This window comes from Tenacibaculum caenipelagi (assembly GCF_004363005.1).
Lineage (GTDB): Bacteria > Bacteroidota > Bacteroidia > Flavobacteriales > Flavobacteriaceae > Polaribacter > Polaribacter caenipelagi.
Genome location: NZ_SNYH01000007.1, coordinates 102,575 through 123,936, shown reverse-complemented (window position 1 = coordinate 123,936; position 21,362 = coordinate 102,575). Strand labels below are relative to the sequence as shown.

20 protein-coding genes and 1 tRNA gene are annotated in these 21,362 nt (G+C 30.9%); 9 read left to right on the top strand and 12 right to left on the bottom strand.

The genetic code is table 11. The features are described 5' to 3' along the window. Positions 1-70: 70 nt before the first annotated feature. Positions 71-1,123 (bottom strand): response regulator, encoded by a 1,053-nt coding sequence (locus DFQ07_RS14790; RefSeq protein WP_133538029.1) that lies wholly within the window; start codon positions 1,121-1,123, stop codon positions 71-73. Beyond that, positions 1,120-2,343 carry a PAS domain-containing sensor histidine kinase gene (locus DFQ07_RS14785; RefSeq protein ID WP_133538028.1) on the bottom strand — a complete coding sequence of 408 codons (1,224 nt, stop codon included), beginning with the start codon at positions 2,341-2,343 and terminating at the stop codon, positions 1,120-1,122. Before DFQ07_RS14785 ends, DFQ07_RS14790 begins: the two co-directional genes overlap by 4 nt. Positions 2,344-2,547: 204 nt before the next feature. On the opposite strand from DFQ07_RS14785, the gene trxA reads away from it, so the two are divergent. After that, positions 2,548-2,844, top strand: a complete 297-nt coding sequence (gene trxA, locus DFQ07_RS14780) for a thioredoxin (protein ID WP_133538027.1) — start codon at positions 2,548-2,550, stop codon at positions 2,842-2,844. A gap of 203 nt (positions 2,845-3,047) precedes the next feature. After that, complete coding sequence (locus DFQ07_RS14775; protein ID WP_133538026.1) at positions 3,048-3,500, top strand: hypothetical protein; 453 nt, start codon at positions 3,048-3,050, stop codon at positions 3,498-3,500. A 111-nt stretch (positions 3,501-3,611) separates the two neighbouring features. Here the strand turns inward: DFQ07_RS14775 and DFQ07_RS14770 are convergent, their stop codons facing one another. The 3 genes from DFQ07_RS14770 to DFQ07_RS15695 are packed head-to-tail and all read right to left on the bottom strand — an operon-like array spanning position 3,612 to position 5,049. Then, a complete protein-coding gene (locus DFQ07_RS14770) occupies positions 3,612-4,370 on the bottom strand; it encodes a sigma-70 RNA polymerase sigma factor region 4 domain-containing protein (protein WP_133538025.1) in 759 nt (252 codons plus the stop codon). 35 nt (positions 4,371-4,405) lie between these two features. Further along, positions 4,406-4,621, bottom strand: a complete 216-nt coding sequence (locus DFQ07_RS14765; protein ID WP_133538024.1) for an SHOCT domain-containing protein — start codon at positions 4,619-4,621, stop codon at positions 4,406-4,408. A gap of 41 nt (positions 4,622-4,662) precedes the next feature. Then, the gene (locus DFQ07_RS15695) at positions 4,663-5,049 is read right to left on the bottom strand and encodes a hypothetical protein (protein WP_166627801.1); all 387 of its coding nucleotides are present in this window, start codon (positions 5,047-5,049) and stop codon (positions 4,663-4,665) included. Positions 5,050-5,279: 230 nt separating this feature from the next. Between DFQ07_RS15695 and DFQ07_RS14755 the strand changes: the two genes are divergently transcribed. Then, positions 5,280-6,719 (top strand): PAS domain-containing protein, encoded by a 1,440-nt coding sequence (locus DFQ07_RS14755; RefSeq protein ID WP_133538022.1) that lies wholly within the window; start codon positions 5,280-5,282, stop codon positions 6,717-6,719. A 41-nt stretch (positions 6,720-6,760) separates the two neighbouring features. Here DFQ07_RS14755 and DFQ07_RS14750 read toward each other — a convergent pair whose 3' ends face one another. From DFQ07_RS14750 to DFQ07_RS14740, 3 genes are read right to left on the bottom strand one after another with little or no spacing between them, the layout of a single operon-like run. Further along, entirely contained in the window at positions 6,761-7,753 is a 993-nt protein-coding gene (locus tag DFQ07_RS14750) for an MlaD family protein (protein ID WP_133538021.1), read from the bottom strand. A 5-nt stretch (positions 7,754-7,758) separates the two neighbouring features. After that, positions 7,759-8,508, bottom strand: coding sequence for an ABC transporter ATP-binding protein (locus DFQ07_RS14745; RefSeq protein WP_133538020.1), 750 nt, complete (start codon positions 8,506-8,508; stop codon positions 7,759-7,761). Continuing rightward, positions 8,505-9,269, bottom strand: a complete 765-nt coding sequence (locus DFQ07_RS14740) for an MlaE family ABC transporter permease (protein WP_133538019.1) — start codon at positions 9,267-9,269, stop codon at positions 8,505-8,507. The genes DFQ07_RS14745 and DFQ07_RS14740 overlap by 4 nt, the downstream gene beginning before the upstream one ends. Positions 9,270-9,432: 163 nt before the next feature. Between DFQ07_RS14740 and DFQ07_RS14735 the strand changes: the two genes are divergently transcribed. Further along, positions 9,433-10,224: a patatin-like phospholipase family protein gene (locus DFQ07_RS14735; protein WP_133538018.1), complete on the top strand. Its 792-nt coding sequence runs from the start codon at positions 9,433-9,435 to the stop codon at positions 10,222-10,224. Positions 10,225-10,320: 96 nt separating this feature from the next. Beyond that, positions 10,321-11,244: a L,D-transpeptidase gene (locus tag DFQ07_RS14730; RefSeq protein ID WP_133538017.1), complete on the top strand. Its 924-nt coding sequence runs from the start codon at positions 10,321-10,323 to the stop codon at positions 11,242-11,244. Positions 11,245-11,257: 13 nt separating this feature from the next. On the opposite strand, the gene DFQ07_RS14725 is transcribed toward DFQ07_RS14730, so the two are convergent. The 4 genes from DFQ07_RS14725 to DFQ07_RS14710 form a co-directional block, all read right to left on the bottom strand. Further along, entirely contained in the window at positions 11,258-12,253 is a 996-nt protein-coding gene (locus DFQ07_RS14725) for a 2-hydroxyacid dehydrogenase (protein WP_133538016.1), read from the bottom strand. A gap of 149 nt (positions 12,254-12,402) precedes the next feature. Further along, positions 12,403-13,002, bottom strand: a complete 600-nt coding sequence (locus tag DFQ07_RS14720; RefSeq protein WP_133538015.1) for a hypothetical protein — start codon at positions 13,000-13,002, stop codon at positions 12,403-12,405. 381 nt (positions 13,003-13,383) lie between these two features. Beyond that, positions 13,384-13,457, bottom strand: a tRNA-Ile gene (locus DFQ07_RS14715). A 53-nt stretch (positions 13,458-13,510) separates the two neighbouring features. Beyond that, positions 13,511-14,482, bottom strand: coding sequence for a polyprenyl synthetase family protein (locus DFQ07_RS14710; RefSeq protein ID WP_243743998.1), 972 nt, complete (start codon positions 14,480-14,482; stop codon positions 13,511-13,513). A 126-nt stretch (positions 14,483-14,608) separates the two neighbouring features. Between DFQ07_RS14710 and DFQ07_RS14705 the strand changes: the two genes are divergently transcribed. From DFQ07_RS14705 to DFQ07_RS14690, 4 genes are read left to right on the top strand one after another with little or no spacing between them, the layout of a single operon-like run. After that, positions 14,609-15,217, top strand: coding sequence for a TetR/AcrR family transcriptional regulator (locus DFQ07_RS14705; RefSeq protein ID WP_133538013.1), 609 nt, complete (start codon positions 14,609-14,611; stop codon positions 15,215-15,217). Positions 15,218-15,222: 5 nt separating this feature from the next. Next, a complete protein-coding gene (locus DFQ07_RS14700) occupies positions 15,223-16,641 on the top strand; it encodes a TolC family protein (RefSeq protein WP_133538012.1) in 1,419 nt (472 codons plus the stop codon). A gap of 11 nt (positions 16,642-16,652) precedes the next feature. Continuing rightward, on the top strand, positions 16,653-17,837 hold the full coding sequence (locus DFQ07_RS14695) for an efflux RND transporter periplasmic adaptor subunit (RefSeq protein ID WP_133538011.1): 1,185 nt from the start codon (positions 16,653-16,655) through the stop codon (positions 17,835-17,837). 21 nt (positions 17,838-17,858) lie between these two features. Then, on the top strand, positions 17,859-21,323 hold the full coding sequence (locus DFQ07_RS14690) for an efflux RND transporter permease subunit (RefSeq protein WP_133538010.1): 3,465 nt from the start codon (positions 17,859-17,861) through the stop codon (positions 21,321-21,323). Positions 21,324-21,362: the final 39 nt, after the last annotated feature.

Genomic DNA, 21,362 nt, shown 5'->3' with positions numbered 1-21,362 from the left:
GAGCAAATCTAAAAGGAAAATACTTCTCAAAAAATGATATTAGTCATGATGGTATTTATACTGAAAAAAATTAACAGATGTATTGGAGCTTTTCGATGTCTACGATTTTAATATTTCTTCCTTCAATTTCTATTATACCTTGTTTCTTAAAGTTAGACATTGTTCTGATTAAAGTTTCGGTGGCAATTCCAGCAACACTAGCTAAATCACTTCGTGAAATACTTATAGGGTCTTCTGGTTTATGGTTTAGTTTTTCAGCAAATTTAAGAATGGTTGATGCTGTTTTTTTATGTACAGAACTATATGCCATTTGTAGTAATTGATCTTTCATGCCTTTAAGACTATCTGTTAACAGTTGCATGAGTTCCAAAGTTACTTTATGGTTTTTATTTAAAATGTCTTTAAGTTCACTTTTAGAAATACTTATTACTTGGGCATTTTTTATTGCTGTAGCAGTTTCTTGGTATGGAATGTTTTGGGTAAAAGAGGTGTATCCAAACAAGTCATTTTCTTTATATAAATCAGTAATTAATTCCTTTCCTTGTTCGTCAAGTTTATAGCATTTAATAATACCTTTTAAGACTAAATAAATTAAGTTAGAATTCTCTCCTTCTTTATAAACAATATCATCTTGCTTGTAATTAAGAAGCGCGCCTTTTTTTTCTAAAAAGGCTTTTAAATCGTTTAAGGTTTGTATTTCTTCTACATTATTATGTACATTACCCTGAGATATTTCTCGTTCTTCTTTTAGTATAGCAGCTTTTGCAATACGACTTTCTATTGTATTGATAAGTTCTTCTTCATTAAAAGGTTTGGTAAGGTAATCATCAGCTCCCATATTCATACCTTTTCTTATGTCTTGTCGTTCTGTTTTTGCTGATAGAAAAACAAATGGAATGTGCTTTGTTGTGCTATGTTTTGTTAGTTCTTGAAATACACTATAGCCATCCATTTCTGGCATTAAAATATCACAAACAATTATATCAGGAAGCATTTTAATAGCTTTATTTAAGCCAATTTTTCCATTAGAAGCAGTTATTACTTCGTAGTTTGAGAGTTCCAATAGTTCTGAGGTGTTTTCTCTTAAAATAGCATCATCCTCTATTAATAGCACTTTTTTCATGATTTTGCACTGTTAGGTAGTTCTATAGTAAAAACAGTTCCTTCCTGTTCTGTACTATCAAAATAAACTTTACCATTTAAATTTTCCATATGGTCTTTAACAATATTTAACCCAATGCCTGTTCCTTGAGTAAGCAAAGCATTTTTTGCTCTAAAATAGCGGTTAAATATATTTTTTTGGTCTTCTTGGGGAATTCCTATACCGTTGTCTTTTACTTTAAATACTGTTTTAGTATCATCTTGAGTAATTGAGATGTTTATTTCAGTATTTTCTGATGAGTATTTTACGGCATTATGTATCAAGTTTGATAAAGCTAATTCTACAATTTTCTCATCTTGATATAAAGAAAAAGAGTCTATATCTTTTGGGTAATTGATCTTTTGCCCTTCTTTTAGTAGCATATTAGCGTTATAAACAACTTCATTTACCACTTTACTTAATTTAAATGTACTTGGAGAATATTTAATCTTACCTTTTTCAAGTTTCTCCATAGTTAAGAAGTCATTTAATATGTTGTTGAGATAATGTACTTTATCTGATATGGTTTTAATATGTTTGTCACGTTTCTCTTGCTGTTCTGTTAGTTTATACTTACTTAATAGTATGGCAGAGGTTAGAATACCACTTAGAGGAGTTTTGAATTCATGAGAAACTAAAGAAAGGAATCTTGATTTTAGTTCATTAAGGTCTTTTTCTTTTTTAAGTGCCAATTTAGCTTCTTTCTCAGCCTTAATACGCTTTTTATTTTCAGCTTCCAATGCAAGAATCATATTTTTTAATTCATAGGTTCTTTTTGATACTTTTTCTTCTAGGTTTTCATTTAACGATTTAATTTTTTGTTCTTGCTCTTTACGGGTTGAAATATCTATAACTAATGCCATAACATATTTTTTTCCATAAATAGAAAAAGGGTTTAAACCAGCTTCTACAGGAAATATACTACCATCTTTACGAACACCAAAAATATCTCTACCTTGCCCCATTTGACGACTCTCCTGTTGTTTCATAAAGTTTTTAAAATGAGTTTGATGTTCTTTGTGATGGTTTTTGGGAATTAAAGTATTAAGAGGTTGCTTTATAAGTTCCCCTTTGTTGTAACCAAACATTTTTTCAGTAGCATCATTTACCTCAACAATATTCTGATAGTTATCAACGACTATAACACCTTCAGAAATTGAACCCAAAAGAATATCAAAAATATCTTGATCTTGTTGAAACATTGTAGTTAGATTAGTTCGATAATGGGTTTAATTTACTTAAAATTAGAATAATAACCAAGGTGCTTCTGTAACAAAAGGCGGAATTGTGTTTTTATATTACTGATTTATATCATGTATAAGTGCTTGTAAACTCTCTATTTTTGTTTTATTAATAAAGTGTTTTTAGTAAAAGAGAAGTAAGGTTCGTATAAATTATGTGTCATAATGAAAAGTAGTTTTAATGCAATTATAAATTCAGAAAAGTTAGTTTTAGTAGACTTTTTTGCAGATTGGTGTGGCCCTTGTAAAGCATTAGCACCTATTTTAAAACAGGTTAAAGAAGAACTTGGAGATACTGTTAAAATAGTGAAAATTGATGTGGATAAAAATCAGTTGTTAGCTGTTAAATACCAAGTGAAAGGAGTGCCAACCATGATTTTATTTAAAAATGGTATACCTATATGGAGGCAATCCGGAGTACTTCAAAAAAATGATATTATAAACATAATTAAATCAAATTAAAGAAGAGAGTTGTGTTGTCTATTTTAGAATTAATAAATGACAATTTTACTCTTATAATTAATCTGTATTCTGACACGAAGTTTCTTTTGTTTTTGTTGTAACTATCTGATATATAGGTGTTGTTTTTTTGCATTCATGATTTTGGTCATTTGTAAATCGTAAGAGTTTGTTTACTTTTAATCTACGTTTTAAAAAATACTATTATGCATAGTTATAGAGACAGACCCAAAGGCCATTACATTCAAAAAGCATCTTTGAAAGATTTGTATATGCTTACCAAAAGTTGGAGAAACAATTTAGAGTTTTGTCTTTTTGAAATTGAATTTCTTGAACAGTTAGTAGAGGCTAGTTTTGTTAAGCTTCTACTAAATGAAGATTTAGATAAGTTGGTAGATTTAAGAAGAGAGTTGTCAGAAGTCAAAAATCAATCTAAGAATATACAGAACAGTATTCAAGTACAATTATTTTATAATGTAGATATAATAGACAACCCTTTAAATCACGATGCTTCAATTTTTAGATACGAACATGGATTACTTGAAGATAGAATTGCTGAGTTTTTGAAAATTTTGAAGCTGTTAAAATATGTGGTTTTTAAAATTACAAGAAATGTTCTAGAAAGTGATAAGCCCAAATTTATTTGGAGGTATAACTAATCTATAAACAATTTGTTTCCCCTGTAAGTAGGGGTAAATTTCGAGAAACCAGTATAATTGATAATTTGCTAAAATAGTTACTGAGCTGTTATTTGTTTTACTATAATAGTATTATTTATCATCAGTTAAATACCTGCTAAAAAAGCTCTTTCGTAGCTCGTTTCTTGTTTCCTCTATTAATCGATTTACTTCTTTTTGGGCAATCCCTTTAATTACTGAAATTTCATCTACATTAAAATTATACTTCGAATAAAGTTCAAAAACTGATTGCATATGTAATGGTAATTTGTGTAGTATCATCTGCATATGTTTTTGTGTTTTAGCGTCGCTTAATTCTTTATCAAGTTTGTCTATATAATTTTGTTCGTCGTCTTCAACAAAAACGTGATTTAAAGTATAATCATTTTTATGGAAAGAGCTGTCGTCTAATTCATCCATCATTAATAAGTCACCTTCAGCATCAGCACTAAATTTTTCTTCCATTTCATCCCATTCAGGTTTAGAGTAATCATCAATATTTTTAAAAAAAAGATCATCAAACTCCTCTTCTTCGATGATGTTTTCTAGTAATTGATTGGTTTTTTGAAATAGCCACAAATAGAAGTCTTCTGCTTTTTTTACTTCTTCGATATGTTCATAAACTTCTATAAATAGTTGATCGACAAAATCGTCAGGCTTGTACTTGTTTTTATGAAAATGCCCTTTTTTAATAGCGGCAACTAATCGTTGTTTAACGTACTTTCTAATGTCTGGTAAAATTTTCAATATTAGTTTATTGAAAACTTCCTTATCTCCTTTTTCTTTTGATTTAAGGAGGTCAGGAAATATTTGTGCTACAAATATGTGAAACTCTCGCTGTTGGTAACTCATTTTAGTACTTTTTTCTGTTTTAATTAAATGGTAATTTATTTATCAGGTGTTAAGATCTTTTTAGCTTCTTCATAGGCTTCCTTTGAAATTTCACCTTCCGAGAAGCGTTTTTTTAAAATATCTAACGGACTATCCTTTTTTGTTTTTCGAAAGGAGAGATTGTATGATACCGCGAACAGGCAGATAATAAAAATAATCCATAAAAACCACCATATAATATGTATGTCAAAGTAATATCTGTAGTAATGCATGGCTTCTGTTTTTTAGTTAAATGCTTTTAGGAGGTATGTTGTTATTTTTTATCATCCGAAATTTTCTTGGTACTCATGTTTTTCATACAAGATTGCAAACACTCATTGCTTATGATACCTTTTTGATGCATTATTTGTAACATGTTTCGGATCTTAATACTGTCATTCATTATTTGGTGCATTATATTTTTATTTCCCATCATGTTATTCATCATCATATCATTATGCATCATCATTTGCATGGCATGTTCATTATTGTGCATCGTCTTAATGAATTCTGTCATGTATTCATGATCTTCTGCAATAGATTTAAAAATTCTCTCTTTTGTTTCTTGATCTTTAAGAATCTTATCTATATCTGGTTTTGGATTACAACTAATTAGTATTTGGGAAACAAGGATTATTAAAAGAATGATTGATTTTTTCATGGGACTAAATTTTGTAACATTCATGATTAAGTTAATCAGGGTATCGGTAACTAAGGTAAAATGAACTTTTTTTATTTGAAATGATATTCGTCATATATAAAGAATGTATAGAAAGAAATATTGGTAATGATTATTTGTGTAAATTTACTGATAGGTAGTGTTTTAGTTGATGTAAGTCATTTTAGATATTACCGAAGTTCAATATATTGATATGTTAAAATAGAATATAAATGAAAATCCCATTAGAAAGAAAAAATCTGTACGGTTACATTATAAATAGTATTATGGTTATTGTGCTTGGTATTATTTATTGGAAACAAATGAATGCTACTGGTAGTAGTTTGTGGAATTGGATTTCATTGGCATTAATAATTGTTATTTTAGTGATGCTTACAACGGTGTTCTTTATTTTAAAAGCACAACTCAAAGCTAAAAAGCAATCGGAAGCAGCGCTTTTAAAGAATCAGAAATTATTACAATCAATAATAAATAACACAACTAACGCTATTTCTGTAAAAAAGATAAATGGTGAATATATATTGGTAAATGAGAAGTTTCAATCTTTTTTTGGAGGATCAGAGAAAAATTTAATAGGAAAAACAAACCACGATATTTTACCAAAAGAAATTGCAGATAGATATCTTGAAGCTGATTTAGAGGTCATAAAAGCTGGAGAGGAAATTCAAATAGAAGAAATAGTAGAACAATCTGACGGACCACACACATATTTATCTGTTAAGTTTCCTTTATTTGACATTTCTAATAGGGTATATGCCATTGGGAATATTTCTACAGATATTACTGAAAGGAAGGTAATTACAGAGTCACAAAAGGCAGCGGATACTTTTTTTAATATTTCAATAGATAGTCTTGTTATTGCCTCTAATGAGAGGTTTCTAAAAGTAAATCCATCATTAAGTAACCTTTTAGGATATACTACTGAGGAGCTGATAAGCAATCCATTTGCTAATTATATTTTTCCTGATGACCTTGAAAAGACAAAAGAAGCGATTAAAAGATTAGAAAGTGGAGCAAATCTAGTAAGTTTTAACAATCGATGGATATGCAAAGATGAGAGTGTTAAGTGGTTGTCTTGGAATGCTACTTCAGATAAGAATACAGGAAGATTATATGCCGTTGTAAGAGATATTACCAAAGATCTAATACTTCAAGAAGAGAATGAAAGAAGAATGAATGAATTATATGAGAATCAACAAAAACTAAACATGATTCTAGAAAATATTAGTGATGGAGTATTAGTTGCAAATACCGATAAACAGGTTATATTGGCTAATGAGGTAGCAAATGAACTTTTTGGGATAGAAGATGATTCTAAAATATCTATCGATTTTTCAGATCACTTTAAAGTATTAAATCCACATGGGGGAAGGACTTTTCCAGCACAAAATCTTCCAGCTGAACAAGCTTTGGGAGGCAAAATCACTAACGATATTGATGTGTTATTAATGAATAAAGAGACGAATGAAATTAGAAGGGTTTTATTGAGTGGGAGACCTATAATAGATAATGAAAACAATATAGCAGCTGTGGTTGTAACTATTAAAGATATAAGTAGGTATAAAATGTTGGAGGAAGAATTGGAAAGAAAAGACCAAGAGTCGAGAAGAAGAATTGGTTTTAAAAGTACCGATTCAAAAAAGAAAAAGTAATTTCACTTATAACGATATAACTCTTCTAAATAAGTAATGCATTACTTATTTGATTTCTTTTCAGCTTTTTTCTTTTGCTTTTCTAATTTTCTAAAATAACCTCGTGTTAAAAAATTATGCTTAAAAGCTTCCATGTTTTCATTAAATTTTTCTGTTCCTTCATTTATATTTTTAAGTGTAGATTTTAGACTATTTACTAAGGAAGTGTCTTTTGTGATATAATTAAAAGCGCCTTTACTAGAGTTAATATCTCGAACTAAAACATTAATATTACCAATAAGGCTATCAACTTTTGAGCTTGAAACTTCTAAATTGGAAACAATAGTTTTTAGCTTGTTACCTGAAATCGTATCATTCATTAACATGCCTAAAACGGTATCATCGTTTGTTTTTAACGAAACTATCATATGATTTAATTCGTTAACAGTATTTGATGCTCCCTGACTTACTTTTTTAAGATTGGCAACAGATTGTTTTAAATCTTTAGCCAAAATAGTATCGTTTAATAAAACACCTAAAGTACCCTTGCCTTCTAATAATTTATTGGTTATTTTTAAAAGATCTGCAGTAAGTTTTGCAGCATTTTTATTGGTAACATTTAAGGTGTTTAAAATATCATCAGTTCCAAGCTTATTGGAAGACTTAATAACATCACCATTGCTAATTACAGTCTCTAATCTTTCTCCTGGTACTATGTTTACAAGCATATTACCCACGAGCCCATCTGAGCCTATTGTTGCTACTGCATCTTTATGTATATGACCAGCTATTTTTTTGTCAATAACCATATTTACTTTAATAGTAGAATCGTTAATCATGGTTATTTCTTTTACTGTTCCTATGTCAATTCCTGAATAACGAACATTATTACCGTTTTGTAACCCATTAACATTTTGAAAGTAAGCACTAATAGTAAAGTTTTTTTTAAACATACTTTGTCGTTGCCCTATAAGATAAATAACGACAAGAAAAATAATTGTGCCTATAGATACAAATAATCCCAATCTAAATTTTTGTGAGTTTGTTTTTTTCATGATACTTATTTAAAAAAAGCTTTAATTTTTGGGTCTTTAGAATTGGATAATTCCTTAAACGTTCCAGCTGCATAATCGATACCATCAATAAGTAATATCATTCTGTCCGAGATAACTCGCGCACAGTCTACATCATGGGTAATAATAAGCGATGATGTATTGTATTTCTTTTGAATATCTTGCATTAAGATAATAATTTCTTTCGCAGTAATAGGATCTAATCCACTTGTTGGTTCATCGTATAAAATAATTTTTGGTTGTAAGATAAGTGTTCGAGCTAAAGCAACTCGTCGTTTCATCCCTCCAGACAATTCTGAGGGCATCATGTCTATCGTGTTTGCCAGCCCAACATTTTCTAAAGCCTCAACAACCAACTTTTCTGTATCAATTAGTTTTCCATTCTTTTTTGTATGACCACGTAATGGGAATTCTAAATTCTCACGCACGGTCATAGAATCATATAGAGCACTCCCCTGAAATAAAAAACCTATGTCAGCTCTTAGAACATCTAAAGCTTCTTGATTTAGGGTAGTGATATCATGATGCATAACAGAAATGATTCCTTTATCAGCTTCCATTAAGCCAACTAAACATTTAATCATAACAGACTTTCCAGAGCCAGATCTTCCCATAATTACTAGGTTTTCACCTTCATAAAGCTGCATATTAAACCCGTTAAGCACTTGGTTGTCTCCAAAGGCTTTGTATAAATCTTTAATTTCAAGAACTACCTTTTTATCATGCGTACTACTCATAACTCAAAAAAGATATCGGTTACAAAAACAGCCATAAAATCAATAATGAATAACAATAAAGATGTAGATACCACAGCAATGTTGGTGGCTTTACCAACACCAGCTGTTCCTTCTTCGCAATTGTAGCCTTTAAAACTACCGATAAGCCCTATTGCGGCTCCAAAGAAGAATGATTTTATTGTGGCAGGAACCACATCTCCAAATTTCAAAGCATCTAATACTTGATTAAAAAATAATACAAAAGAGACATTTCCTTTTACGTTCTCAACTAAAAAGGATCCAAAAAGGGCAATGGTATCGGCTATAATTATTAACAAAGGGAGCATAAAAGTAACAGCTAAAACTCGAGTAACTACTAAATATTTAAATGGGTTTATGCCAGATACTTCCATTGCGTCTATTTGTTCGGTAACACGCATAGAACCTAATTCGGCACTAATCCCAGAACCTATTTTTCCTGCACATACTAAAGCTGTAATAATTGGACCTATTTCTCTAACAATTGAGATGCCAACCATGGAGGGCATCCAAGATACAGCGCCAAATTCCATTAAAGTAGGGCGAGTTTGTAAGGTTAGTACTAATCCGATTATAAAACCAGTAATACTCACTAAAAGTAACGAACGATTGCCTATTTGATAGCATTGTTGTAGTAGTTCCTTTAATTCAAAAGGCTGTTTAAAGGTTTCCTTAAAAAAACGGGAGGTAAAAAGAGATAATTCTCCAATCTCTATAAAAAAAGACTTTAGCTGCTTAGTCATGACATCAAAGCGTAGCATAAGTTAGGTTTAATGTTATAATCAAATGTATTTGAATCAAATGGTGTTCAAAATGATAAAAATCATATGGTGAAACTGATAGATATCATTTCAAGTAAAACATTTTGATTATAAATTTAAGTATAAAATTTTAAATAAATATGTTATGAGTATAGGTTTAGTTCTTTCAGGTGGAGGCAGTAGGGGTATTGCTCATGTTGGAACGATTAAGGCATTAGAGGAGTTTGGTCTTTTTCCAACACATATTTCTGGGTCTAGTGTAGGCGCCATAGTTGGTTCGTTGTATGCTTATGGTTATGGTTGGAAAGATATGTTAGAGTTTTTTAAAAGTGTTCAGATATTAGATATCAAAAAATATGCTTTTAGAAAACCAGGGCTTATTGATACAGAAAAATTTTATAAGCAGTTTAATGTTTATTTAAAGGAAGACAGTTTTACCTCTCTTAAAAAGTCATTAGTAATTACAGCGACAGATATTTTAAATGGAACTCTAAAAACATTCGATACAGGAGAACTGATAAGACCAGTATTAGGATCTGCTGCTTTTCCTGGTGTTTTTGCTCCTGTTAAAATTAACAGCTCTTATTATATAGATGGAGGAACTCTTAATAATTTTCCTGTGGAGTTCTTAAAGCCAGAGTGTGATATTATAATTGGTAGTTATGTTAATGGTTTTAATACTGTAACAATTAAAGAATTAAAATATTCTCATAATGTTATGAAACGTGCTTTTAGACTAAAGTATTTTAAGGATGACTATGCAAAATTTAACGATTGTACACTAGTAATTTCATCGAAAGAGATAAGCAAGTATGGTATTTTTGATAAAAAACATCTTAATGAAATTTTTAATATTGGCTATAAAGAAGCAATAGAGGAACTTACAAATCACTTTATGCTTAACCAAGAGACAAAATTAAAGAAAGCTATAAACTGATAATTGTCATTTAAAAACGCTACTAGCAAACTTATCTTTACTAAATAATCACAATGATTATAAAGGCTTCATTATAAATACAGATAGAATCAAAGAATGCTTAAGATACTTAAAATAACTTTCATCCTTGTCTTTTTGATTATCTTAAAGTTGTACTTTCCTGATTGTAGAAATATAATTTCGACGGAAAAATCAATAGATAATAAAGTTTCGCTTCAATCTACTTTGCCTGTTGTGGTTAAAGTTCATAACAGCATTATTGTTGAGAATTATTTTGAGTATTTAGATTCTATTGTTAAAAAGTATGATTCGCTAGTTCCTTATATATTGACAGAACACCTTTTGGTTAGATCAAATCCTTGGATTATAGACACACTTCAAAATATTGATTATTATAGGATGAAAGCTATAGATTCTTTTGTTTATGATCAGAAAAAAATGATTGTCTTGCCTAAAGGAGCGTTAATAGTTATTCCTGATTCTATAGTTTCAAAAAAGATACTTGATTCTTTTAAAAGAACTAGTATCGATATTAACATTCCAGAATTTAGACTTAAGATATATGAAGATTCTTTGATGTTGTATGATTTTCCTATAAGAGTTGGAAAAAATGAAGAAAAATATCTTAAAATGTCGGGTAGAGTAGAGGATTTAAAAACAAAAACGGGAAAAGGCTTTATAGTAAATCATGTTCGTAAACCACGATATGTAAATCCAGTTAACAACTTTGAGTATTTAACAACCAAAAGAGATGATAACAAAATAACTAAGCTTCCTCAAATTCCTTTTATAGAAACAGAAATTAATGGATTACGCTATGGACAAATGATACACCCAACCACTAATCCACTAACTTTAGGAAAAGCATATTCTAATGGCTGTATTGGAACAAAAGAGGCAGATGCTTGGATTATTTATTATTATGCACCTATAGGTACGAAAATAGAGATAAGATATGATTTAGAGGTCTTAGATGAAAAAGGAAATAAAAAACAGTTAAAGAATATTTATAAAAAGTAATTTTTTATTAGAACTACGCATTAGTTAGTTCATTCTCTGTTGTTTTATTCTCTTGCCAACAATTTAAATTATAAATAGTGGTTTCAGCAATGTTGGTTATCGCTTCTTTAGTTAAAAAGGCATGATGACCAGTAATGAGTACGTTTGGCATTGCTATTAACTTCACTAAAAGATTATCTTCAAGAGTTTTTTGAGAATCGTTACTAAAAAAAACACCTTTTTCTTTTTCGTATACATCAATACCTAAAGCACCAATTTTTCCTTTTTCTAATCCCGCTATTATATGTTCTGTATTGATAACAGCACCTCTAGCTGTATTGATAATAATAACACCTTCTTTCATTTCATAAATTAAGCTATCGTTAATCAAGTGGTGGGTTTCAGTAGTTAAAGGTATGTGTAAAGAAATTACATCAGCCTCTTTACATAGGGTTTTTAAAGGCACATATTGTAACTGATAAGAATTCACTAAATCTTTACTTTCCTTAATGTCATATCCCAGTAACTTACACCCAAAACCATGCATAATTTTACACATAACCGAACCTATTTTTCCTGTTCCAACAATGCCTATTGTTTTGTTGTTTAAATCAAAACCAATAAGGTTGTCTTGAGTAAAATTAAAATTATTTATACGTTTATTAGACTCTATCAGTTTTCTATTTAAAGCTAATAATAATGCGGTAGCATGTTCAGCAATAGCGTAAGGTGAATAAGCAGGTACGTTTGCGACCTTTATGTTTAGGTTAGATGCCGTTTTTAAATCTACATTGTCGTATCCAGCAGATCTTAAAGTAATGTGCTTAATGTTTAAATCATTTAGTTTTTCAAGAATAACAGCATCAGCTTCATCTGCTGCGAATATAGATATTGCATCATACCCCATAGATAACATTACAGTCTTTAAAGATAAAGCTTCTTTTATAAATGTTAGTTCATGTTTTCCTTTGTTCGCTTTTTCTAAATAAGGAACCTCAAATTTTTTTGAACTATATACAAGTACTTTCATGGGTAAGAAAATGAATTAAACAGTTTCTAAATTATTAATTCAAGAATTGAAGGACAATGATATTTATCATTCACAAATAGGGAGGTAATTAAAAATTTTCTTTTAAAAAGAAAAGGTTTGTGATTATCGGTAATACTAATTCGAAAAAATTATAAAAGATTAGCAAAAAACAGTACTAAAATTAAAATGAGTAGGCCTACTAAAAAGCTGCTATACGCTAGTTCTAAATAAAAAAAACCACGTTTCATTTCTTTTTCTAACAAATACATAATTCGAACTTGGTTTCCTATTTGTAGCTCTTGGCTTTTTAACACTTTATTATAGGCTTCTTCATATTCTTCTAAAGTTTTGTCGCTAGACATACCAATCATGAATAAGTTTTCTTCTTTTCGTTTGTATTTAGATACAATATCTTTTTTAAATCTTCTTAGAAATGAGAGGCTATTAGGTTTGGAGGCTAAAATTGAAAAAATCAGTGAAACAAAGGAAGTTATAATTAAAATAGCTGCAATTTTAACACCAAAATTGATTGAGGTAATGTAATTAAAGAAAATAACAGAGGCAGAAAGAATAGTGGCATTTACACGTAGCATAATAGCAGCTTTTCTGTCTATTAAGTTTAAAGTATTCAGGTAAAATTTGTTTTGATTTCTCTGGTAAGTAGCAAAAGATTTTCGAGGCTCTTTTCTAGTAGTGTACATGCCTGTATTTTCATGAAAATCGGTTTCTTTGGTAGTCATAGTAGTCATCCCTATAAAGTTTATGCGATAAAAGTTTACTGAGAGCACTTTTGTTTATGAGGAGTTGTGGTTTAGTTTTGTTTCATTTACTAATCTTTTACTGACTAATTCAATACTTTAATGATACTGTAAAATTAAATCGCTTGTTAATTTATTTTTTTTCAGAATGAAAAAAATACTTCTCGAGGAGTGCTTTAAAGTTACAAAAAAAATATGGTTTTACAGTAAATTATGATTAGGTTGAGAAAAATCTTTGAGATTAATGGTGAATATATAGTAATTGCTTAAGTTTTTTTAAGATAAAGGATTTTGAAAGTGGTACTGATTTTTAGGGAAGAAGCGTGCTGTAAACAAAAAAAAAGCACCAACGTAATGTTGATGCCTTAAATGTGGTCCCACCTGGACTCGAACCAGGGACCACCTGATTATGAGTCAGGTGCTCTAACCAACTGAGCTATAGGACCAGTTTTCTTAGGTGTGCAAAAATAAAAACTTTTTTAAATAAAAAGCTATTTTTTTACACTTTTCTGCTCATTAAATTCATACCAAAGGCACGTAAGCCTTCTTTATTCTCATCACTAATGTCTAAGTGCTTTAGACTTTCAAACGACTTATTTGTGTAATACTCAATAAGTTTGTGTGTTTCTTTAGGGATGTTATTCTTCTCAAAAATAGAGGAAACAACCGCTATTTTTTCTGTATTATTTTTTTGTTTTCCGTTATATAAAGCACGTAAATTTTCTTTGTCATCAGCATTGGCTACTTCCAAAGCCTTTAAATAAAGATATGTTTTTTTGTTTTCAATGATATCGCCTCCTACTTGTTTACCAAAAGATTCAGGGTCACCAAAAGTATCTAAGTAATCATCTTGTAGTTGGAAGGCAATACCTAGGTTTAATCCATAGTTATATAAATGTTGCGCTTGCTCTTCATTAGCTTTAGCAACGATAGCTCCCATTTTTAAAGCTGCTGCTACTAAAACGGAAGTTTTAAGTGTAATCATTTTAATGTATTCGTCGATGGTTACATCATTTCTCGTTTCAAAATCAACATCTAGTTGTTGACCGTCACAAACTTCAAGGGCAGTTTTACTAAATAGTTGCGCTAATTTTTGAAAAACTACTGGTTCGTAGTTTTCAAAATATTGATAGGCTAAAATAAGCATTGCATCTCCTGAGAGAATACCTGTGTTTATACCCCATTTTTCATGAACCGTTTCGTTTCCTCTTCGCAAAGGAGCATCATCCATAATATCATCATGTACTAAAGTAAAGTTGTGAAAAACTTCAACAGCTAATGCAGCAGGTAAGGCTTTTTGATAATCATCAGAAAAAATATTTGCAGCCATTAGGGTAAGTACTGGACGAATCCTTTTACCTCCTAATTGAAGAATGTAATCTATTGGTTCATAAAGGTTTTTAGGCTCTCTAGAAAACTTTTGAGATTCTAAATAAGTTATAAAGTCTGATTGATATGATAATATGTCCAAATCTGAAAATTTTTGTAAAAATACGGTAAACATAAATTTTAACTATAAGGGTATGTTAAAAAAAGATTAAAACTTAGGAAACTTTTTTTGTTTCTAGAGTTTCCTGTTGTACTTTTGCAAGCAATTATGAAAGATAAAATTATAGATAAGGCAGGTGAGATGTTTTTAACCCTAGGGTTTAAAAGCGCAACGATGGATGATATTGCGAAAGAGCTTGGTGTGTCAAAAAAGACATTATACAAGTACTTTCCAAATAAAACGGCTTTAGTTGATGCGAGTACTGAGGCGGTTCATAATACAATAAGTGACGCTATAGACAAGGTTAAAAGTCAAAATTACAATGCGGTAGAGGAGGAGTTTGCAGTAAAAGCAATTTTTAAAGAAATGTTTAAGAATGCAAAAACGTCTCCTATGTATCAGTTAAAAAAGTACTATCCAGAAACCTATACAAAGCTAATAGAACGAGAGGTGTGCATGTTTAGAGATTGTAATATAGATAATTTAGAAAAAGGCATTAACCAAGGATTATATAGAGCAGAAATAAAGAGTGATCTTTTAGTGAACTTTTATTTCACGTTGGTCTTTGGGGTGTTTGAAAGTGAATTATACAGTAACGACATGCAAGAAGTTATGCAGATAGAGTATGAGATTTTAGAATATCACATAAGAGCTATTGCTACAGAAAAGGGAGTAAAAGAATTAGAAAAACAATTAAAAAACATAAATCTAAACTAAAAACAATGAGGAAATACATATACAGTGTATTTGTGTTCTTTTTTATAGGGAGTATTATCGCCCAAGAACAAGAAAAGGAAATGAGTTTATCAATGCAAGAAGCTATTGATTATGCTATAAAGAACAGTTACGAAAATAAAGTCTCTTTAAATAATATAGAGGTAGCCAAAAAGAAAAAATGGGAAACTACCACGATTGGATTACCTCAAATTAATGGGAAGGTAGATTATCAAAATTGGTTAAAACAACAGGTGTCTTTACTACCTGCAGCGGCTTTTGATAATACACAAAGTACCATAGATGTTGTTGAAGATTATTTTGATGGTGTAACAAGAAATGGTAAAGAAGTGACGTCTCCAACAGGTTTTATACCACTACGTTTTGGAACAAAACAAACAATGAATGCTTCTGTAACTTTAACACAATTGCTTTTTGATGGTTCGTATTTGGTAGGCTTACAATCAGCAAAAACCTATTTAAAAATTTCAGAACAAGCTAAGAATAAAACAGAGCTATCAACACGTGAGGCTATTGTGAATGCTTATGGTAATGTATTGGTTACCGAAAAAACAATAGAAATTTTAGAGAGGAATAAAAAGGTTCTTCAAAAAAACTTAGATGAAACCCAAAAAACGTATGATAATGGGTTAACTGAGTTAGAAAATGTAGAGCAATTACAAATTACTTTAGGAAATGTTGAAAGTAATTTAAGAAATGCAGAGAGGTTAAAAGAGATTGCATACCAAATGTTAAATATTTCGTTAGGAAATCCAATCGATGTAAAATTAACACTGACTTCTACCTTAGATAACTTGGTTGTTGAGAATACTGATTTAAGTTTGTTAAGCACCCAATTTAATATTGATAATCATATTGATTTTAAAATTGCTCAAAACGACAGAGAAAGTAAACGTTTATTGATGAAGTTTGAACAAAGTAAAGCTTTACCTAGTTTGTCTGCTTTTATTAATTATGGAGCAAACGCAAACTCAGACGACTTTAACTTTTTCAATAGTGACCAAAAATGGTTTGATTATTCTTTATTCGGAGTAAGCTTAAACATACCTATATTCAGTAGTTTCGGAAGAAGTTCAAGAACTGCGCAAGCTAAGATAGAATTAGAGAACGCTGATATTCGATTAGAAGAAGCAAAACAAAAATTAAACTTACAAGTAAAAACTGCAAAGAGCGAATATCAATTAGTAATAGAAAATTACGAAACAGCCAAGAAAAACTTAGCTCTAGCAGAAAGAATTGAAAAAAAGCAACAAGTAAAGTTTTTTGAAGGAATTTCTTCAAGTTTCGATCTACTACAGGCACAAAACCAGTTATACACACAACAAAACAATTATGTGCAATCAATGCTGAATGTAATAGCTAAAAAAGCACAATTAGAAAACGCATTAAACATACCACTAAAATAAAATCAACTATAATGAGAAAAATATATTCACTATTCGTAGTTACACTTCTTTTAGCTTCTTGTGGAGGTAAAAAAGAACAATCTGTTCAAGATGTAATTGCCTCTAACGATTTAGCTAAAATTCGAGAGAAAAAAGTTTCGTTAGATACACAAATGCAAACATTAGCAGAAGATATTAAAATTTTAAACGATAAAATATCTGAGTTAGACACTAATAAAAAAGTTCCTTTAATTACAGTGATTTCTGCTAAAGAACAAGTATTTGATCATTACTTAGAATTGCAAGGAAATGTACAAACTAAACAAAATGTTTTAATATATCCTGAAATGCCAGGACTGTTAGTACGTATTTATGTTAAGGAAGGACAGTATGTGAAAAAGGGACAAACCTTAGCTAAAATTGATGACGGTGGTTTAGCAAATCAATTAGCACAAGTTGAAGCACAAGCTGCTTTAGCAGAAACTACTTACAAGCGTCAAAAACGTTTATGGGAGCAAAAAATAGGTTCTGAGATTCAATTTTTACAAGCGAAAACCAGTTATGAAGCACAGACAAATGCTGTGAGTCAATTAAGAAGACAATTAGCAAAATCGGTAATTACTGCACCTTTTTCTGGAGTTATAGATGATGTAATTAAAGAACAGGGTACCGTGGTTGCGCCAGGAATGGGGTCTGAAGTTTTCAGAATTGTAAACCTAAAAGATATGTATATAGAAACAGATGTACCTGAAAGTTATATTACCTCTATTAAAAAAGGAAAAACAGTTGAAGTAGAATTCCCAATTTTAGGAAAAAAATTGACTTCAAAAATTCGTCAAGCGGGCAATTTTATCAATCCAGCAAACAGAACTTTTAAAGTTGAGGTGGGAGTTCCAAATCAAGATGGTAAAATCAAACCTAATTTAACTGCTAAGTTAAAAATTAACGATTACTCAAACGAAAAGGCTGTTTTAATACCTCAAAGTATTATTTCTGAAAACGCAAATGGAGAGCAATATATTTATGTGGTTGAAAATATAAAAGATCAAGTAGGTACTGCCAAACAAACAATTATAAGTACAGGAAAAACTCAAGGAGATATTATTGAAGTTTTAAGCGGGGTTGAAAGCGGAGCAAAAATTATTGAAGAAGGAGCACGTAGTGTTAAAAATGGACAGGAAGTTAAAATTTTAGCAGCTTCACAAGACGCAAAATAACCCATTAAAGTTACACAACTGATGACTGAAAAACAAAAAAAGCAAGTAGATAAAGAATTTGGTTTATCCTCTTGGGCGATTAATAATAAAACGACCATCTATGTAATGATGGTAATGATTTTTATTTCGGGTATTTCTGCCTTTTTAAGTATGCCCAGAGAGAATTTCCCAGAAATTAGAGAAACCAAAATTTATATTAGTTCTGTATATCCTGGAAATACAGCAGAAGATATAGAAAAACTAATCACCGATCCGTTAGAAGATAGATTAAAAACGGTAAGTAATGTGGTTGAAATTACTTCTACCTCGCAAGAAGATTACTCAATGGTAATTGTAGAGTTTGATGAAAACATTACAGTAGATCAAGCAAAACAAAAGGTAAAAGATGAAATAGATCAAGAAACTTCGAGCGAAGATTGGCCTACATTTAATGGAGCAAAGGTAGAGCCTAATGTATTTGAGTTGAGTCTTTCTGAAGAAATGCCAATTTTAAATATCAATATTTCAGGAGACTATCCAGTTGATAAATTAAAAGAATTTGGAGAGTATTTAGAAGATGAAATAGAAGATCTTTCGGAAATTAAAAAAGTAGATATCCGTGGAGCTGAAGAGAAAGAGGTTGAGGTAGCCGTTGATATTTACAAAATGATGGCTGCACAAGTAAGTTTTCAAGATGTTATCAATTCGATAAACGGAGGAAACTTAACGATGTCTGCAGGAAATTTAATTGCTAGTGGACAAAGAAGAACTATAAGAATTTTAGGGGAAATTGAAGATCCACAAGAATTACAAGATTTTGTGGTAAAATCAGAAAAAGGAAACTCAATTTATTTAAAAGACATCGCAAAGGTTTCTTTTAAAGATAAAGACAAAACTACCTACGCTCGCGAGTTTGGTGAAGCTGTGGTGATGCTGGATGTGAAAAAGCGTTCGGGAAAGAACATGGTTGAGGCTGCTGAAAAAATTCAAAAAATAGTTGAAGATGCTAAAGTCAATGTATTTCCAAGTAATTTAAAAGTTACGATTGCTAACGATCAATCTTCAAAAACGATTGGACAAGTTGATGATTTAGTAAACAACATCATTTTTGGGGTAATTTTAGTGGTGTTGGTATTGATGTTCTTCTTGGGATTCAAAAACGCCTTATTTGTTGGGTTTGCCATTCCTATGTCAATGTTCATGTCATTAATGATATTGAGTTGGTTAGGGTACACAATGAATACCATGATTCTTTTCGGATTAATTATGGGACTAGGTATGCTGGTAGATAACGGTATTGTGGTTGTTGAAAACGTATATCGTTTGATGGACGAAGGAATGCCTCGAATTGAAGCTGCTAAAAAAGGTATTGGTGAAATTGCATTTCCGATTATTATATCAACAGCAACGACGGTAGCAGCATTTATTCCTTTAGGAATGTGGCCTGGAACTATGGGGCAATTTATGATTTACTTCCCAGTAACATTATCAGTTGTATTAGGGTCATCTTTATTTGTAGCGATCTTCTTTAACTCGGTAATGGTATCTCAATTTATGAGTGTGGAAGATAAAAATATGCCATTAAGACGTATTATTATCTTATCGGCTACTATGGCAATTATAGGTTTGCTAATTGCGCTATTAGGAGGAGCGTATAGAGCCATAGGAACAATTATGATTTTTACAGCTATTATGTTATGGGTGTATAGATTAGCATTAAGACCTTGGGCAAACCGTTTCCAAAATAGAGTATTGCCACGTTGGGAACGTTTTTATGAGAAAATGTTAAGAGCAGCATTAAGAGGTTGGAGACCCTATATAATTTCAATAGCAACTTTCGTATTGTTGATCATAGCTTTTGGAGGGTTTGGAGCTTCGATAGGAAGTCAACGAACCAAAGTAGAATTTTTCCCAGATAATACACCTAACCAGATTATTGTATATATCGAGTACCCTCAAGGAACAGATATTGAAAAGACAAATCTGATCATGAAAGATTTGGAAGAGCGTGTGTATAAGGTCTTGAACTTACCAGAATATGTTGATAATGGATATAATTTCTTGGTAGAGAGTGCCGTTTCTCAAGTAGGGGCTGGTTCAGGAAATCCACAAACAGATGGAGGTTCAACAGCAGAAATGCCTCATAGAGGAAAAATAACGGCTTCAATGCGTGAGTATAAGTATCGTAGAGGGGCAGATAGTAAAGAGTTGCAAAAGAAGGTAACCGAAGCTTTACGTGGAATTTATCCAGGATTAGAAATTTCGGTAGAAAAAGAGGCGGTAGGTCCACCAGCAGGATATCCTATTAATATCGAATTAGAAGGAAATGATTATGCTGAATTGATTAATACTGCTGAGAAAATGCGTGATTTTATCAATTCAAAAAGTATAGCTGGTATCGATGAGTTAAAAATAGACGTAAATAAGTCTAAACCATCAATGTTAGTAAATGTTGATCGTAAAAAAGCTGGTGAGTTAGGGGTGAACTCTTCTCAAGTAGGAAGCCAATTACGTAATGCTATTTTTGGGGCGAAAGCAGGAATCTATAAAGAAGATGGTGATGACTATGATATCTATGTTCGTTTTAATGAAGAGAACAGGTATAATAAGAGTGCTATTTTCAATCAAAAGATAACCTTTAGAGATATGGCTACAGGAACGATTAAGGAGATTCCTGTGTCTGCAGTAGCTGAAGAAATAAATACATCTGGTTTTAGTGCGATTAAGCACAAAGATGTGAAGAGGGTAGTAACAGTATATTCAGCTTTAGCACCAGGGTATACAGATGCAACAGCAATTGTTTCTAAAATTCAAAGTGAAATGAAGACGTTTACTGAGCAGCCAGATTCAGTAAGAATTGATTACACTGGGCAAATAGAGGAACAAGGTAAGCAAATGGCATTCTTATTAAAAGCATTTTTTGGAGGGTTAGGTTTGATTTTCTTGATTTTGATTTTCCAGTTTAATTCTGTTTCAAAACCTGCAATTATCATGTTGGCAATCTTCTTGAGTTTGATTGGGGTTTTTGGAGGTTTAATTATCACAGCAAAACCATTCGTAATTATGATGACCATGATGGGAATTATTTCGCTGGCGGGTATTGTAGTGAACAACGGAGTGGTGTTGCTGGATTATACTCAGTTATTAATTGATAGAAAGAAAGTAGAACATGGATTGTCAGCAGATGAGTTTGTAGATGTAAATACTTTAGGAGAAGCTATTATTAGAGGAGGAAAAGCACGTCTACGTCCAGTATTATTAACTGCTATCACAACCATTTTAGGATTAATTCCGTTAGCAACAGGATTGAATATTAATTTCTTTACCTTAGCTAGTGAGTTAAATCCACATATATATGTTGGAGGGGATAACGTAATCTTCTGGGGTCCATTAGCATGGACTGTTATTTACGGATTATTTATCGCTACCTTCTTAACATTAATTGTAGTACCGATATTATTCTACTTAATCACCAAATTTAAAATGTGGTTACGTAGCGTTTTATAATTGATTTTTTGTTAACTATAAAAAGGGTTAAAAACTTAT